The following is a 13,961-nucleotide window of genomic DNA, read 5'->3' as shown; positions in this document are numbered from 1 at the left end:
CTCGGCGCCCGCTTCCCAGGCTGACAACCGGCGCTCTACACTGTACCGGTACAGTTGCCGGGGGCATTTCCGGAGGGTATCGCAAAGATATCTGACCCGGTTCTGCTGCTACGGCGCCAGAACTCAAAAAAATTACAACAGTAAGAGTGGAGCACTATGACTAAGGCTACTAAGCAGATTTCCAAACTGTTTGCCGCTATGGTTCTGGCCGGGGTTGCCAGCCATTCGTTCGCAGCTGACACCATCAAAATCGGTATCGCCGGTCCTAAAACCGGTCCTGTAGCCCAGTACGGCGACATGCAGTTCAGTGGCGCGAAAATGGCCATCGAGCAAATCAACGCCAAGGGCGGTGTCGACGGCAAGAAGCTCGAAGCCGTTGAATACGACGATGCCTGCGATCCGAAACAAGCGGTAGCGGTCGCGAACAAGGTCGTCAACGACGGCGTCAAGTTCGTGGTTGGTCACCTGTGCTCCAGCTCCACTCAACCGGCTTCGGACATCTACGAAGACGAAGGCGTGATCATGATCACCCCGGCTGCCACCAGCCCGGACATCACCGCCCGTGGTTACAAAATGATCTTCCGCACCATCGGTCTGGACAGCGCCCAGGGCCCTGCCGCCGGTAACTACATTGCCGATCACGTCAAACCGAAAATCGTTGGCGTGCTGCACGACAAACAGCAGTACGGTGAAGGCATCGCCACCGCTGTGAAATCGACCCTCGAGAAGAAAGGCACCAAGGTTGCCGTGTTCGAAGGCGTCAACGCCGGCGACAAAGACTTCTCGGCGATCATCGCCAAACTCAAACAAGCCAACGTCGACTTCGTTTACTACGGCGGCTACCACCCGGAGCTGGGTCTGATCCTGCGTCAAGCCCAGGAAAAAGGCCTGAAAGCCAAGTTCATGGGTCCGGAAGGCGTGGGTAACGACTCGATCACCCAGATCGCCAAAGACGCGGCCGAAGGCCTGCTGGTGACCCTGCCGAAATCCTTCGACCAGGATCCAGCCAACATTGCCCTGGCTGATGCTTTCAAGGCGAAGAAAGAAGATCCGAGCGGCCCGTTCGTGTTCCCTTCCTACTCGGCGGTTGAAGTGATTGCCGAAGGCATCAAGGCAGCCAAGTCCGAAGACGCGACCAAAGTGGCTGAAGCCATTCATGCCGGTACCTTCAAGACGCCTACTGGCGACCTGAGCTTCGACGCCAAGGGCGACTTGAAAGACTTCAAATTCGTAGTCTACGAGTGGCACAACGGCAAGCCGAAAACCGAAGTGTCACCTCAGTAAGGCGCTGCCTGACTGACTGCCAATAAAGCCCACGGCGTGCCGTGGGCTTTGTTTTACGAATGTATTGGGCCGCGCTGGCGTGATCCGCCAGTCTCCCCACCTGAAAATCTCAAAACCGTCATCAGCGGTTCGCTGGCAAAACCCGGATTCGAAGTGGATAAAGATCCACGGGGCCGGGCGGGAAAATGACTCCACCAGTGAAATGCGTATCAGGTTTTTAGGAGCGCTGTAATGCCTGACATCTATCACTTCTTCCAACAGCTGGTTAACGGCCTGAACGTTGGCAGCATGTATGCCCTGATCGCCATCGGCTACACGATGGTCTACGGCATCATTGGAATGATCAACTTCGCCCACGGCGAGGTGTACATGATCGGTTCCTACGTGGCGTTCATCGCCATCGCCGGGCTGACCATGATGGGACTCGACAGTGTCCCGCTGTTGATGACCGCAGCGTTTATCGCCAGCATCGTCGTCACCAGTTCCTACGGTTACAGCATCGAACGCATTGCCTACCGCCCGTTGCGCGGCAGCAACCGTCTGATCCCGCTGATTTCCGCAATCGGTATGTCGATCTTCCTGCAGAACACCGTTCTGCTGGCGCAAGACTCCAAGGACAAAGCTATCCCCAACCTGATTCCGGGCAACATTGCCTTCGGCCCAGGTGGCGCACAAGAAGTGCTGATTTCCTACATGCAGATCGTGGTGTTCGTGGTGACCCTGATCGCCATGCTCGGCCTGACCCTGTTCATCTCCCGCTCTCGCCTGGGTCGCGCCTGCCGCGCCTGCGCCGAAGACATCAAGATGGCCAACCTGCTCGGCATCAACACCAACAACATCATTGCCCTGACCTTCGTCATCGGTGCCGCGCTGGCGGCCGTTGCGGCTGTGCTGCTGAGCATGCAGTACGGCGTAATCAACCCGAACGCCGGTTTCCTCGTCGGCCTCAAAGCCTTCACCGCAGCGGTACTGGGCGGTATCGGCAGCATCCCCGGCGCCATGCTCGGCGGGCTGGTGCTTGGGGTGGCGGAAGCCTTTGGTGCCGATATCTTCGGCGACCAGTACAAGGACGTCGTGGCTTTCGGCTTGTTGGTTCTGGTGCTGTTGTTCCGTCCGACCGGCATTCTGGGCCGTCCGGAGGTTGAGAAAGTATGACTAGGAATCTTAAACAGGCGCTGTTCAGCGCTTTGCTGGTGTGGGCCGTGGCCTACCCGGTACTCGGTCTGAAACTGACCATCGTCGGCATCAACCTGGAAGTGCACAACACCAGCCCGGCCGTGCTGGCGACCATCGCCATCTGCTCGGTACTGATGTTCCTGCGCGTGCTGTTCAATCAGCAGATCAGCAAGGCCTGGCGATCCTCGCCGGGCTTGCCGCTGATTCCGGCCAAGGCCAGCAACTTCCTGACCCTGCCGACCACCCAGCGCTATTTCATCATTGCGCTGATCCTGGTGGCGCTGGTGTGGCCGTTCTTCGGCTCGCGTGGCGCGGTGGACATCGCGACGCTGATCCTGATCTACGTGATGCTCGGCCTCGGCCTGAACATCGTCGTAGGTCTGGCCGGTCTGCTTGACCTCGGTTACGTCGGCTTCTACGCCGTCGGCGCCTACAGCTACGCGCTGCTGTCGCACTACTACGGCCTGAGCTTCTGGATCTGCCTGCCGATTGCCGGCCTGATGGCGGCGACGTTCGGTTTCCTGCTGGGCTTCCCGGTGCTGCGTTTGCGCGGTGACTATCTAGCGATCGTAACCCTCGGCTTCGGCGAGATCATCCGTCTGTTCCTGCGTAACCTGACCGACATCACCGGTGGCCCGAACGGCATCAGCAACATCGAGAAACCGACGTTCTTCGGCCTGACCTTCGAACGTAAGGCCGCGGAAGGCATGCAAACCTTCCACGAGTATTTCGGTCTGCAATACAACTCGATCAACAAGGTGATCTTCCTCTACCTCGTTGCCCTGTTGCTGGCACTGGCCGCACTGTTCGTCATCAACCGCCTGCTGCGCATGCCGATCGGCCGTGCCTGGGAAGCGCTGCGTGAAGACGAAATCGCCTGCCGTGCGCTGGGGCTGAATCCGACGATCATCAAGCTGTCCGCCTTCACCCTCGGCGCTGCGTTCGCCGGTTTCGCCGGTAGCTTCTTCGCTGCACGTCAGGGTCTGGTGACGCCGGAGTCGTTCACCTTCATCGAGTCGGCGATCATCCTCGCCATCGTCGTGCTGGGTGGCATGGGCTCGCAACTGGGCGTGATTCTCGCGGCCGTGGTGATGATCCTGTTGCCGGAAATGATGCGTGAGTTCAGTGAGTACCGCATGTTGATGTTCGGTGCCCTGATGGTGTTGATGATGATCTGGCGTCCACAAGGTCTGCTGCCGATGCAACGCCCACACATGGAGTTGCGAAAATGAGCCGCGAGATCCTTAAAGTCGAAAACCTGAGCATGCGCTTCGGCGGCTTGCTGGCGGTCAACGGTGTGGCCCTGACCGTCAAAGAAAAACAAGTGGTTGCATTGATCGGGCCGAACGGCGCGGGCAAGACCACTGTGTTCAACTGCCTGACCGGTTTCTATCAGCCCACCGGCGGCAGCATCCTGCTGGACGGCGAGCCGATCCAAGGCCTGCCGGGCCACAAGATCGCCCTCAAAGGCGTGGTGCGCACCTTCCAGAACGTGCGCTTGTTCAAGGACATGACCGCGGTCGAAAACTTGTTGATCGCCCAGCACCGTCACCTGAACACCAACTTCCTGGCCGGTCTGTTCAAGACCCCGGCGTTTCGCAAAAGCGAGCGCGAGGCCATGGAATTTGCCGAGTACTGGCTGGAAAAGGTCAACCTCAAAGAGTTCGCCAACCGTACCGCCGGCACCCTGGCCTACGGTCAGCAACGGCGTCTGGAAATCGCTCGCTGCATGATGACCCGTCCACGGATCCTCATGCTCGACGAACCGGCGGCCGGTCTGAACCCGAAGGAAACCGAAGACCTCAAGGCGCTGATCGGCGTGCTGCGTGAAGAGCACAACGTCACCGTGCTGCTGATCGAACACGACATGAAACTGGTCATGAGCATTTCCGACCACATCGTCGTGATCAACCAGGGCACGCCTCTGGCCGACGGCACACCGGAACAGATCCGCGACAATCCTGAAGTGATCAAAGCCTACCTGGGGGAAGCGTAAATGCTGCAGTTCGAAAACGTTTCCACCTTCTACGGCAAGATCCAGGCCCTGCACAGCGTCAACGTCGAAGTCCGTCAGGGCGAGATCGTGACCCTGATCGGCGCCAACGGTGCCGGCAAGTCCACGCTGCTGATGACGCTCTGCGGTTCGCCGCAAGCGCACAGCGGCAGCATCCGCTACATGGGTGAGGAACTGGTCGGCCAGGACTCGTCGCAGATCATGCGCAAGAGCATCGCGGTGGTGCCGGAAGGTCGTCGGGTATTCGCCCGTCTGACCGTTGAAGAAAACCTCTCCATGGGCGGCTTCTTCACCGACAAGGGCGACTATCAGGAACAAATGGACAAGGTCCTCGGCCTGTTCCCGCGCCTGAAAGAACGCTTCAACCAGCGCGGCGGCACCATGTCCGGCGGCGAACAGCAAATGCTCGCCATCGGCCGTGCGCTGATGAGCAAGCCGAAACTGCTGCTGCTCGACGAGCCGTCACTGGGCCTGGCACCGATCATCATCCAGCAGATTTTCGACATCATCGAAATGCTGCGCAAGGACGGTGTGACCGTGTTCCTGGTCGAGCAGAACGCCAACCAGGCGCTGAAAATCGCTGACCGCGCCTACGTTCTGGAGAACGGCCGTGTGGTCATGCAAGGCACCGGTGAAGCGCTGCTGACCGACCCGAAAGTACGCGAGGCGTACCTCGGCGGTTGATGTGTTTCGCCCAACAAAAAACGGCCTTCGGGCCGTTTTTTTTGTGCCTGGCATTCCTCCCTTGGGGACCGGACTTTGGCGGTTCATAACAGGCTGCCATGTTTTACTGATCATTGACGTTTTCTTCGCGTAGATAATTGATCACGTCCTGCACCGTTGTAAAAGCCATGGATTCATACTCCGGGATCTCCATACCAAACTCATTCACAATCACCATCATCAAATAAAGCTTGTCCACGTCGTCCAACCCCAGATCACCGACGAAGCTGCTTTCATTTTTGACTTGGTCCTCATTGATTTCAAAATAATCAGCGACAAACTTTCTCACTTGTTGCTCTACATCGTCCATTTCCAACACCTCACTTTTCATTGAAGGTTCCTGCCGCGAGGAAACGTCCCGAATCAGGGGGCAACTCTTGATCCCAGCGTCTGATTCGCAGAAATAACACCCGTCGCCTGCAGCAAATCACTCACCGCGTGCAAGACACCAAAATCTTCAAGAGTGGCTTTTTTATTCAGAATGCGACGCAGGCAAAAATAGATCTGCAGTTCACCAAATGCAGCGCCGTCATTAACAACCTTTTCATCCAGGATGATATTGGCCTTCTCGTCGATCCTGGCTTGCACGAGCTTTTTCAATTCGGACAAATTCATGGTCTTTCTCCCTGATGTGTACCGCCACAAGCCCAATATACTCAGTCGAAAAACCCTGCCAACTGTCAGAAATGACAGTTTTTAATAACCGTTCACGATAACCATTATTCAATTCCCTCGGGCTATCTCTGCTCCCACCGGCGACGTGCGTTGGTTCTTTTGGAAAAGATTTGAGCGTTGCTGTAACGCATCGCAGTGAGCGTTCTCTAGTGGGGTAAGCAAGCACAAACCGCTTGTAAAAACCCTGAACAAGACTGGAGAAACATCATGACTGCTACCACTCGCACCCTGTCCGCCACTGCCCTGGTTCTGGCCCTCGGTTCTGCCCTGAGCATGGCTGCTGTATCGACCGTCCACGCCGCTGACGCCGACATGGAAAAATGCTTCGGCGTGGCCATGAAAGGTCACAACGATTGCGCCGCAGGCGCAGGCACCACTTGTGCCGGCACGTCGAAAACGGACTACCAGGCCAACGCCTGGAAACTCGTTCCGAAAGGCACCTGCGCCACCACCGAGAGCAAGACCTCGCCGACCGGTTTCGGTCAGATGGAAGCGTTCAAAGCCAAGTCCTGATCCGCGAACTGCCTGAGTGACGATCATGCTCACCCTCAATGACCATGCCCAACCCCGCACTCAGGCAGCCCTCACCGGGCTCCCGCCCCGTGCCGGGCTGGGACTCAAGACCGGGCACTTTCGTGAAGTGCTCGGCTCACAACCGGACATCGGCTTCTTCGAAGTCCACGCCGAAAACTACATGGTGGTCGGCGGTCCGTTTCATCATTTTCTCGGTTTGATCCGCGAGCAGTATCCGCTGTCGCTGCACGGTGTCGGCTTGTCCATCGGTGCTGAAGAGCCGCTGGATGAACAGCACCTCAAGCGCCTCGCCGAACTGATTCGGCGCTATCAACCGCAATCCTTTTCCGAGCATCTGGCCTGGTCGAGCCACGGCCCGGTGTTTCTCAATGACCTGCTGCCACTGGCCTATGACACGCCGACGCTGAACCGCGTCTGCGAACATATCGATCAGGTGCAGAACACCCTCCAACGACCCATGCTGCTGGAGAATCCGGCAACCTATCTGGCGTTCGAGCGCTCGACGATCGATGAGGCAGACTTCATCGCAGAGGTCATTCGCCGCTGCGGCTGTGGCCTGTTGCTGGACGTCAACAATGTCTACGTTTCCTGTGTGAACCATCAGCGTGATCCGCTGGCGTATCTCGATGCCCTGCCCCTGCACAGGGTTGGCGAGATTCATCTGGCCGGTTTTGCCGAAGATAGCGACAGCCTCGGCGACCGTTTGCTGATCGATGATCACGGCGCGCCGATCGATCAAGCCGTCTGGGGTTTGTACCGGCAAGTGCTGCAGCGCACCGGCCCGGTGGCGACATTGATCGAACGCGACAATCAAGTGCCGGCGTTCACGGTGCTGCTGTCCGAGGCGCAACAGGCTGATGCGCTTTTGCGCGATGCCGGAGGCCGCACATGAGCACTCAACGCGCTTTCGCGGCTGCGCTCATCGACACGCGGCTGCCCTGCCCCGAAGGTCTGTGCAGTGCCAACGGCGCTGATCCGGCGAGCCGTTTCGCGGTGTATCGCAACAACGTGCAGGGCTCGCTGAGCAATGCGTTGGGCGACAGCTATCCGGTGGTTGCGCAATTGGTGGGCGAAGAATTCTTCCGCGCCATGGCGGCCGTTTTCGTACAACAGCAACCGCCGCAAAGTCGGTTGATGAGCCGCTACGGCGAACAATTGGCGGACTTCATTGCAGCGTTTGAACCGGCCGGCAGCGTGCCTTATCTGGCCGACGTGGCGCGCCTTGAGCACCTGCGCACCCTCGCCTATCACGCCGCCGACGCCCTGCCCGTCCGGCCAGAAGAAATCACGGCAGCACTGACTGATGCGCAAACGCTGAGTGAGCTGCGCCTCGACCTTCATCCCTCCCTGCACCTGCTCGACTCAACCTATGCCGTGGTGGCGATCTGGGGCGCACATCAACACGACGCGACACTGGAGGGCATCGACATCAACCAAAGGCAACACGCGCTGGTATTGCGCAATGGCCTGGACGTCGAAGTGTTTGCCGTTGACCCCGGCGCCAGTACGTTTATCCGCAACCTGATCGATGGCCAGCCACTGCTGAAAGCGGCGGAAAACAGCCCTGAGTTCGACCTCGCGCAAACCCTTGGCTTGCTGATCGCGCACAACGCCATTACCCACTTGAATAACAAGGAACTGCCATGAAAACGCTCATCACCCGCGCCATCGCGCTGCTGGAAAAAATCCCCCACAGCCTGATCGCGTTCATTGCGCGTTTCTCGATTGCCGCGGTGTTCTGGAAATCAGGACAGACCAAGGTTGAAGGTTTGGCCATTGATTTGATTGACGGCACTTTTCAACTCGGCTGGCCACGTCTGGCCGACTCGACGATTCCGTTGTTCAAGAGCGAATACCACGTGCCGTTATTGTCGCCAGAGATTGCCGCGCACATGGCCGCGTTCGCCGAGCACTTTTTTCCGCTGCTGATTCTGATCGGCTTCGCTACGCGTTTTTCGGCGTTGGCGCTGTTGGGGATGACCCTGACCATTCAACTGTTTGTGTATCCCGATGCCTATCCGACCCACGGCACCTGGGCGGCGGTGTTGCTGTACCTGATGGCGACGGGGCCGGGCAAGTTGTCGATTGATCATCTGATCGCCCGCCATTTCGCCAACTGAACGCCGACCTGTAGGAGCTGCCGAAGGCTGCGATCCTTTGATCTTGCTTTGAAAAAAAAAATCAAAAGATCGCAGCCTTCGGCAGCTCCTACATTGGGTTTACGTTCATATGATCAGCGCTGAAGGCGATCCAGCGCCTCACCGCTGCGTCTGAACCAGCCGATCAGATAGTCAGCGAGTACTTGCGTGCGCTTCGGCAGTCCGCCCTGATACGGATGCACCAGGTACATCGGCATGCGCCGGGTCTGAAAATCGCGCAGGAGCCAGCGCAATCGACCGTCAGCCAATTCCGCTTGCAGCAAGTAGGAAGGCAGTCGCGCGATACCGGCACCGCTAAGCGCGGCTTTCTTCAGCAAGTTGTAATGGTTGCTGGCAAACGGTCCCGACACCCGCACCCGCAGCAATTCGTGTTGCTGGTGATAAAGCCATTCCTCACGCCCGCTGTAGTGGCTGTTGAGTAAGCACCGATGCTCGGCCAGTGCCTGCGGGGTCAACGGTTCACCGAAGCGTTCGAGGTAAGCCGGGCTCGCGCAGGTCATTTCCTGCCATGCCAGTAACGGTTTGGCGACCAGTCGCTCGTCGTTGGCCACTTCGCTACGGATCGCCAGATCAAACCCGTCCCGAGACAAATCGCGGTAACTGTTATTCAACTCAAGCTCGATCTGCACCTCGGGGTATTTGTGCGAGAACTCCAACAACAGACCATCAAAGAAGGTTTCGCCCAGCGACACCGGCACGGTCATACGCACCGGTCCGGCCATATCGTCCTTCAATCGCGCCAATGCCTGACGCGCTTTTTCGACCTGGACTACAAGCGCCTGCGCCTGCGGCAGTAACGCAGCGCCCGCCGCAGTCAGGCTCAAGCGCCGGGTGGTGCGTTGCAGCAACACAACGGAAAACTGCGCTTCGAGCTGGCTGATGCGTTTGGACAACTGGCCCTTGCTGCAACCCAACTGCTGCGCCGCCAAAGTGAAACTGCCCGCTTCGATCAACACCGCGAACGCCGCCAGATCATCCATTTCGCTCATGGATTGTTTCCATTTGAAAACCAAAGGTTGCCTATTAGCGCGCTTATCCACAGAAAAAACCACTCTAGACTGAAACCTCGTTCAATCACTTGAGGTACGGCACGATGAAGATTCTGTTGATAGGCGCTAGCGGCACCATTGGTTCAGCGGTGGACAAAGAACTGTCGCAACGCCATGAAGTCATCCGCATTGGCCGCACCAGCGGTGACTTGCAGGTGGATATCAGCGACAGCGCATCGATCCGCAAATTGTTCGAAAAGACCGGCAAGTTCGATGCACTGGTCTGCGCTGCCGGAAACGTGACCTTCGCACCGCTGGGTGAGATGACTGAAGACAGCTTCGCCCTCGGGCTTAAAGACAAACTGATGGGCCAAGTCAATCTGCTGCTGATCGGTCGCGAATTCGCCAATGACGGCGCGTCATTCACCTTCACCACCGGAGTGCTCAGCCACGATCCGATTCGCAGCGGTGCCTCGGCAGCGCTGGTCAACGGCGCCCTCGACAGCTTCGTCCGCGCCGCCGCGATCGAATTGCCACGCGGCCTGCGAGTGAACTCGATCAGCCCGACCGTACTGCTGGAAGCCATGGGTAGCTACGCCCCGTATTTCCGTGGTTACAAGCCGGTTCCTGCGGCGGATGTGGCGCTGGCCTACGCGAAAAGTGTCGAAGGCTTGCAGACAGGTCAGACATTTCACGTGGGCTAAACCCTTGTGATGAACGGTCAGGCTGCGTAACGTGGCGGCACTTGTCTGGAGAGCCGAAGATGCGTGTTGCCCGTTCGTTAGTCGTTATTGCCCTGCTGCCGTTGTTTGCCGCTTGCCAGTTGTTCGATGGCCAGCGAGAAAGTGCCTCGCACGTCGGGCAGACGCGGATGCAGGGGCAACTGACCGCCGCTGACGGCAAACTGGTGTTTCAGCCATGTCAGGATCAGCGTCAACTGGTGGTCAATGACATTGGTGGCACCAGCATTCTGCAAGAAGCGGCAACGCTGGCTGATGAGCAAGGCAAACTGTTTGCCGATGTTCGCGGCAAAGTCGCCGGCGATCGACTCGACCTGACTCAGTTGTATCGTGTCGAGCGCTCCGGCACCGCGTGTGACGATCCCAACTTCAAACTGCTGATCCTGCGTGCCGCCGGCCATGGCCCGGAGTGGAATGTCAAAGTCAGCGGCAAAGGCATGGTCATCGACCGCGAAGGTCAGCCGCCACTTGCTGTGCCGTATATTGAAGATCAATTGGGCGATGGCCGCTTCAATCTGAGCAGCGAAGCCAACAACCAGCGCATCGAATTGTGGGTCGCACCGCAACGCTGCGTCGACAGCAGCACCGGCAGCGTGCAGCACATGAGCGCCGAGTTGCGCATCGACGGCCAGGTGCAGCGTGGTTGCGGGTATTTCGGCGGATCGCGCAACGACTGAGCGTTTTAGCCTCACCGGATCCGGCCTTTGCGGCTTATAATCGCGGCCTTCAAACGCCCTGGCGCAGTTGTGCGCCCCGCGAACCCGGATCCTCGCCATGTTACGAATCACTGAACTCAAGCTGCCAATCGACCATCCCGAAGAAGACCTGCGCGTTGCCATCGTGCAACGCCTGGGCATCGCCAGCGATGATTTGCTCGATTTCACCTTGTTCAAGCGCAGCTACGATGCGCGCAAAAAGTCCTCCGAACTGTGCTTCATCTACACCATCGACCTCAACGTACGCGACGAGGCCAACGTGTTGGGCAAGTTCGCCGATGACCGTAACGTCAACGTGGCGCCGGATGTCAGCTACAAATTCGTCGGTCAGGCGCCGAGCGACCTGAGCCAGCGTCCGATCGTTGTCGGTTTCGGCCCGTGCGGGATCTTCGCCGGCCTGCTGCTGGCGCAAATGGGCTTCAAGCCGATCGTCCTCGAACGCGGCACCGAAGTCCGCCAGCGCACCAAAGACACCTGGGGCCTGTGGCGTAAAAGCGTGCTCAACCCGGAATCCAACGTGCAGTTTGGCGAAGGCGGTGCGGGCACGTTCTCCGACGGCAAGCTGTACAGCCAGATCAAGGACCCGAAGTTTCTCGGCCGCAAAGTCCTGCACGAGTTCGTCAAGGCCGGTGCACCGGAAGAAATCCTTTACGTCAGCAAGCCGCACATCGGTACGTTCCGTCTGACCGGCATGGTTGAAAACATGCGCGAGCAGATCCGCGATCTGGGCGGCGAAGTGCGCTTCCAGGAACGCGTCACCGACGTGCTGATCGAAGACGGCCAATTGGTCGGCGTGCAACTGGCGAGCGGCGAAACCCTGCATTCGAAACACGTGGTTCTGGCCCTCGGCCACAGTGCCCGTGACACCTTCCGCATGCTCCACAGCCGTGGCGTGTTCATGGAAGCCAAGCCGTTCTCGGTGGGTTTCCGTATCGAACACCCGCAATCGCTGATCGACCGTGCACGTCTGGGCAAATACGCTGGCCACCCGAAACTCGGGGCTGCCGACTACAAACTGGTGCACCACGCCAAGAACGGCCGCTCGGTCTACAGCTTCTGCATGTGCCCGGGCGGCACCGTGGTCGCCGCGACGTCAGAGCCGAACCGCGTGGTCACCAACGGCATGAGCCAGTACTCGCGCAACGAGCGTAATGCCAACTCCGGGATCGTTGTCGGTATCACCCCGGAAGTCGATTACCCGGGCGGCCCGCTGGCCGGGATCGAGTTGCAGGAACGTCTGGAATCTCACGCCTTTATCCTCGGCGGCAGCGATTACAAGGCCCCGGCGCAACTGGTTGGCGACTTCATCAACGACATCCCATCGACCGAGTTGGGCGAAGTCGAACCGTCGTACAAACCGGGTGTGGCGCTGGGTGATCTGGCCTTGGCCTTGCCGGATTTTGCCATTGAGGCAATCCGCGAAGCGTTGCCGGCGTTCGAGAAGCAGATTCGCGGTTACTCGCTGCATGATGCGGTGTTGACCGGGATCGAGACGCGCACTTCGTCACCTCTGCGCATCACTCGTAACGAAACGCTGCAGAGCATGAACGTAAAGGGCTTGTTCCCGGCGGGTGAAGGCGCGGGTTATGCGGGCGGGATTCTGTCGGCGGGTGTTGACGGGATTCGGATTGCAGAAGCCGTGGCACGGGATATTCTCGGCCTGACTGACTAATCGTCTGAAGCAACAAAAATCCCTGTGGGAGCGACGGTGCGACGATTCGACCTGCTCGCGAAAGCGGAGTGTCATTCAACAACCAAGTTGCCTGACACACTGCCTTCGCGAGCAGGCTCGCTCCCACATTGGTTTTTGCATTCGGCTTTAGATATTGGCGCGCAGGACTGAGTCAGGCAGCGGCTCACCGCGCTCGGCACTCGCAGTCACTGCTTCGATCAACCCTGCCAACTCATACCCCTGCGCCTTCAACCAATCCTGATCGTAATACGTGTCGCCATACCGCTCGCCACCATCGCACAGAATCGCCACGATCGACCCCGACTCCCCCGCCGCTTTCATCTGCTGCGCCGCCATCAACCCACCGATCAGATTGGTCCCGCTCGACCCGCCAACATGCCGTCCTAGGCGCTGCGCCAGATAATGCATGGCCGCCAGCGAGAGGGCATCCGGGACCTTGACCATCGCATCGATCACCTTGGGCAGGAACGACGCCTCAACGCGCGGCCGGCCAATACCTTCAATCCGCGAACCGCAATCCAGGCGCAAACCGGCGTCGCCCGTCTGGTAGTAATCAAAGAACACCGAACGCTCGGCATCGGCGCACAACACGCGGGTGCAATGCTGGCGATAGCGCACGTAACGGCCCAGGGTCGCGGTGGTGCCGCCGGTGCCGGGGCTGGAGATCAGCCAGCTCGGTTCCGGGTGTTTCTCGTAACGCATCTGCTGGAAGATCGATTCGGCGATGTTGTTGTTCGCGCGCCAGTCAGTGGCACGTTCGGCGTAGGTGAACTGGTCGATGAAGTGGCCGCCATGCTCACGAGCCAGGCGCTCGGATTCGGCGTAGATCTGCGTCGGATCTTTCACCAGATGGCTCTGGCCACCGTAGAAAGCGATCTGCGCGATTTTTTCCTTGGAGGTAGTCGCCGGCATCACCGCAATGAACGGCAAACCGAGCATCCGCGCAAAGTACGCCTCGGAAATGGCCGTCGAACCGCTGGACGCCTCGATCACCGGTGCGCCGGGTTTCAGCCAGCCATTACACAATGCATAGAGGAACAGCGAGCGCGCCAACCGATGCTTGAGGCTGCCGGTCGGATGGCTGGACTCATCCTTGAAGTACAACTCGATGCCCGTAAAACCCGGTAGCGGCAAAGGGATCAGGTGGGTGTCGGCGCTGCGCTGGAAATCCGCTTCGATGATGCGGATGGCTTCGCGGGCCCACTGTCGGTTGTCGCTCATGGTGATGGTTCTCGTTGATTCGGCAGGAAATGAAGCT

The 13,961-nt window shown here is 58.7% G+C and carries 16 protein-coding genes; 12 read left to right on the top strand and 4 right to left on the bottom strand.

All coding sequences use genetic code 11. The features are described from left to right. Positions 1-156 precede the first annotated feature (156 nt). The 5 genes from ACOYXH_RS02975 (at position 157) to ACOYXH_RS02955 (ending at position 5,158) form a co-directional block, all read left to right on the top strand. Complete coding sequence (locus tag ACOYXH_RS02975; protein ID WP_016986598.1) at positions 157-1,284, top strand: branched-chain amino acid ABC transporter substrate-binding protein; 1,128 nt, start codon at positions 157-159, stop codon at positions 1,282-1,284. A gap of 231 nt (positions 1,285-1,515) precedes the next feature. Further along, the gene (livH, locus tag ACOYXH_RS02970; RefSeq protein WP_007918526.1) at positions 1,516-2,439 is read left to right on the top strand and encodes a high-affinity branched-chain amino acid ABC transporter permease LivH; all 924 of its coding nucleotides are present in this window, start codon (positions 1,516-1,518) and stop codon (positions 2,437-2,439) included. Further along, on the top strand, positions 2,436-3,692 hold the full coding sequence (locus tag ACOYXH_RS02965; protein ID WP_093438700.1) for a high-affinity branched-chain amino acid ABC transporter permease LivM: 1,257 nt from the start codon (positions 2,436-2,438) through the stop codon (positions 3,690-3,692). The genes livH and ACOYXH_RS02965 overlap by 4 nt, the downstream gene beginning before the upstream one ends. Then, complete coding sequence (livG, locus tag ACOYXH_RS02960; RefSeq protein WP_041478028.1) at positions 3,689-4,456, top strand: high-affinity branched-chain amino acid ABC transporter ATP-binding protein LivG; 768 nt, start codon at positions 3,689-3,691, stop codon at positions 4,454-4,456. Before ACOYXH_RS02965 ends, livG begins: the two co-directional genes overlap by 4 nt. Continuing rightward, positions 4,457-5,158: an ABC transporter ATP-binding protein gene (locus tag ACOYXH_RS02955; protein ID WP_008082262.1), complete on the top strand. Its 702-nt coding sequence runs from the start codon at positions 4,457-4,459 to the stop codon at positions 5,156-5,158. A 103-nt stretch (positions 5,159-5,261) separates the two neighbouring features. Here ACOYXH_RS02955 and ACOYXH_RS02950 read toward each other — a convergent pair whose 3' ends face one another. After that, positions 5,262-5,528: a phosphopantetheine-binding protein gene (locus ACOYXH_RS02950; RefSeq protein ID WP_256579902.1), complete on the bottom strand. Its 267-nt coding sequence runs from the start codon at positions 5,526-5,528 to the stop codon at positions 5,262-5,264. A 32-nt stretch (positions 5,529-5,560) separates the two neighbouring features. Beyond that, a complete protein-coding gene (locus tag ACOYXH_RS02945) occupies positions 5,561-5,812 on the bottom strand; it encodes a hypothetical protein (protein WP_093438705.1) in 252 nt (83 codons plus the stop codon). Between the two features lie 267 nt (positions 5,813-6,079). Between ACOYXH_RS02945 and ACOYXH_RS02940 the strand changes: the two genes are divergently transcribed. From ACOYXH_RS02940 to ACOYXH_RS02925, 4 genes are read left to right on the top strand one after another with little or no spacing between them, the layout of a single operon-like run. Then, positions 6,080-6,385 (top strand): BufA1 family periplasmic bufferin-type metallophore, encoded by a 306-nt coding sequence (locus ACOYXH_RS02940; RefSeq protein ID WP_095049143.1) that lies wholly within the window; start codon positions 6,080-6,082, stop codon positions 6,383-6,385. 25 nt (positions 6,386-6,410) lie between these two features. Beyond that, positions 6,411-7,298: an MNIO family bufferin maturase gene (bufB, locus tag ACOYXH_RS02935; protein ID WP_460411537.1), complete on the top strand. Its 888-nt coding sequence runs from the start codon at positions 6,411-6,413 to the stop codon at positions 7,296-7,298. Then, positions 7,295-8,053 carry an HvfC/BufC N-terminal domain-containing protein gene (locus tag ACOYXH_RS02930; protein ID WP_095049141.1) on the top strand — a complete coding sequence of 253 codons (759 nt, stop codon included), beginning with the start codon at positions 7,295-7,297 and terminating at the stop codon, positions 8,051-8,053. Before bufB ends, ACOYXH_RS02930 begins: the two co-directional genes overlap by 4 nt. After that, entirely contained in the window at positions 8,050-8,526 is a 477-nt protein-coding gene (locus ACOYXH_RS02925) for a DoxX family protein (RefSeq protein WP_095125618.1), read from the top strand. The genes ACOYXH_RS02930 and ACOYXH_RS02925 overlap by 4 nt, the downstream gene beginning before the upstream one ends. A gap of 113 nt (positions 8,527-8,639) precedes the next feature. Here ACOYXH_RS02925 and ACOYXH_RS02920 read toward each other — a convergent pair whose 3' ends face one another. Beyond that, positions 8,640-9,554 (bottom strand): LysR family transcriptional regulator, encoded by a 915-nt coding sequence (locus tag ACOYXH_RS02920; RefSeq protein ID WP_095049139.1) that lies wholly within the window; start codon positions 9,552-9,554, stop codon positions 8,640-8,642. Positions 9,555-9,658: 104 nt separating this feature from the next. On the opposite strand from ACOYXH_RS02920, the gene ACOYXH_RS02915 reads away from it, so the two are divergent. The 3 genes from ACOYXH_RS02915 to ACOYXH_RS02905 all read left to right on the top strand — a co-directional run bounded on the left by ACOYXH_RS02915 (position 9,659) and on the right by ACOYXH_RS02905 (position 12,682). After that, entirely contained in the window at positions 9,659-10,258 is a 600-nt protein-coding gene (locus ACOYXH_RS02915; RefSeq protein ID WP_095049138.1) for a short chain dehydrogenase, read from the top strand. Positions 10,259-10,317: 59 nt separating this feature from the next. Then, positions 10,318-10,971, top strand: coding sequence for a COG3650 family protein (locus ACOYXH_RS02910; RefSeq protein WP_460063243.1), 654 nt, complete (start codon positions 10,318-10,320; stop codon positions 10,969-10,971). A gap of 97 nt (positions 10,972-11,068) precedes the next feature. Continuing rightward, entirely contained in the window at positions 11,069-12,682 is a 1,614-nt protein-coding gene (locus ACOYXH_RS02905) for an NAD(P)/FAD-dependent oxidoreductase (RefSeq protein ID WP_460063240.1), read from the top strand. A 147-nt stretch (positions 12,683-12,829) separates the two neighbouring features. Here the strand turns inward: ACOYXH_RS02905 and ACOYXH_RS02900 are convergent, their stop codons facing one another. After that, positions 12,830-13,924 (bottom strand): PLP-dependent cysteine synthase family protein, encoded by a 1,095-nt coding sequence (locus ACOYXH_RS02900; protein ID WP_460410245.1) that lies wholly within the window; start codon positions 13,922-13,924, stop codon positions 12,830-12,832. Positions 13,925-13,961: the final 37 nt, after the last annotated feature.

The organism is Pseudomonas sp. Mb7 (assembly GCF_054790525.1).
The sequence above is the reverse complement of the archived record's forward strand: the minus strand, read 5'-3'. Positions and strand labels throughout refer to the sequence as shown.

Excerpts from the sequence above, each read along its gene's own strand:
- ACOYXH_RS02975 (WP_016986598.1), top strand. The coding sequence starts at position 157 with ATGACTAAGGCTACTAAGCAGATTTCCAAACTGTTTGCCGCTATGGTT.
- livH (WP_007918526.1), top strand. The coding sequence starts at position 1,516 with ATGCCTGACATCTATCACTTCTTCCAACAGCTGGTTAACGGCCTGAAC.
- ACOYXH_RS02965 (WP_093438700.1), top strand. The coding sequence starts at position 2,436 with ATGACTAGGAATCTTAAACAGGCGCTGTTCAGCGCTTTGCTGGTGTGG.
- livG (WP_041478028.1), top strand. The coding sequence starts at position 3,689 with ATGAGCCGCGAGATCCTTAAAGTCGAAAACCTGAGCATGCGCTTCGGC.
- ACOYXH_RS02955 (WP_008082262.1), top strand. The coding sequence starts at position 4,457 with ATGCTGCAGTTCGAAAACGTTTCCACCTTCTACGGCAAGATCCAGGCC.
- ACOYXH_RS02950 (WP_256579902.1), bottom strand. The coding sequence starts at position 5,528 with ATGAAAAGTGAGGTGTTGGAAATGGACGATGTAGAGCAACAAGTGAGA.
- ACOYXH_RS02945 (WP_093438705.1), bottom strand. The coding sequence starts at position 5,812 with ATGAATTTGTCCGAATTGAAAAAGCTCGTGCAAGCCAGGATCGACGAG.
- ACOYXH_RS02940 (WP_095049143.1), top strand. The coding sequence starts at position 6,080 with ATGACTGCTACCACTCGCACCCTGTCCGCCACTGCCCTGGTTCTGGCC.
- bufB (WP_460411537.1), top strand. The coding sequence starts at position 6,411 with ATGCTCACCCTCAATGACCATGCCCAACCCCGCACTCAGGCAGCCCTC.
- ACOYXH_RS02930 (WP_095049141.1), top strand. The coding sequence starts at position 7,295 with ATGAGCACTCAACGCGCTTTCGCGGCTGCGCTCATCGACACGCGGCTG.
- ACOYXH_RS02925 (WP_095125618.1), top strand. The coding sequence starts at position 8,050 with ATGAAAACGCTCATCACCCGCGCCATCGCGCTGCTGGAAAAAATCCCC.
- ACOYXH_RS02920 (WP_095049139.1), bottom strand. The coding sequence starts at position 9,554 with ATGAGCGAAATGGATGATCTGGCGGCGTTCGCGGTGTTGATCGAAGCG.
- ACOYXH_RS02915 (WP_095049138.1), top strand. The coding sequence starts at position 9,659 with ATGAAGATTCTGTTGATAGGCGCTAGCGGCACCATTGGTTCAGCGGTG.
- ACOYXH_RS02910 (WP_460063243.1), top strand. The coding sequence starts at position 10,318 with ATGCGTGTTGCCCGTTCGTTAGTCGTTATTGCCCTGCTGCCGTTGTTT.
- ACOYXH_RS02905 (WP_460063240.1), top strand. The coding sequence starts at position 11,069 with ATGTTACGAATCACTGAACTCAAGCTGCCAATCGACCATCCCGAAGAA.
- ACOYXH_RS02900 (WP_460410245.1), bottom strand. The coding sequence starts at position 13,924 with ATGAGCGACAACCGACAGTGGGCCCGCGAAGCCATCCGCATCATCGAA.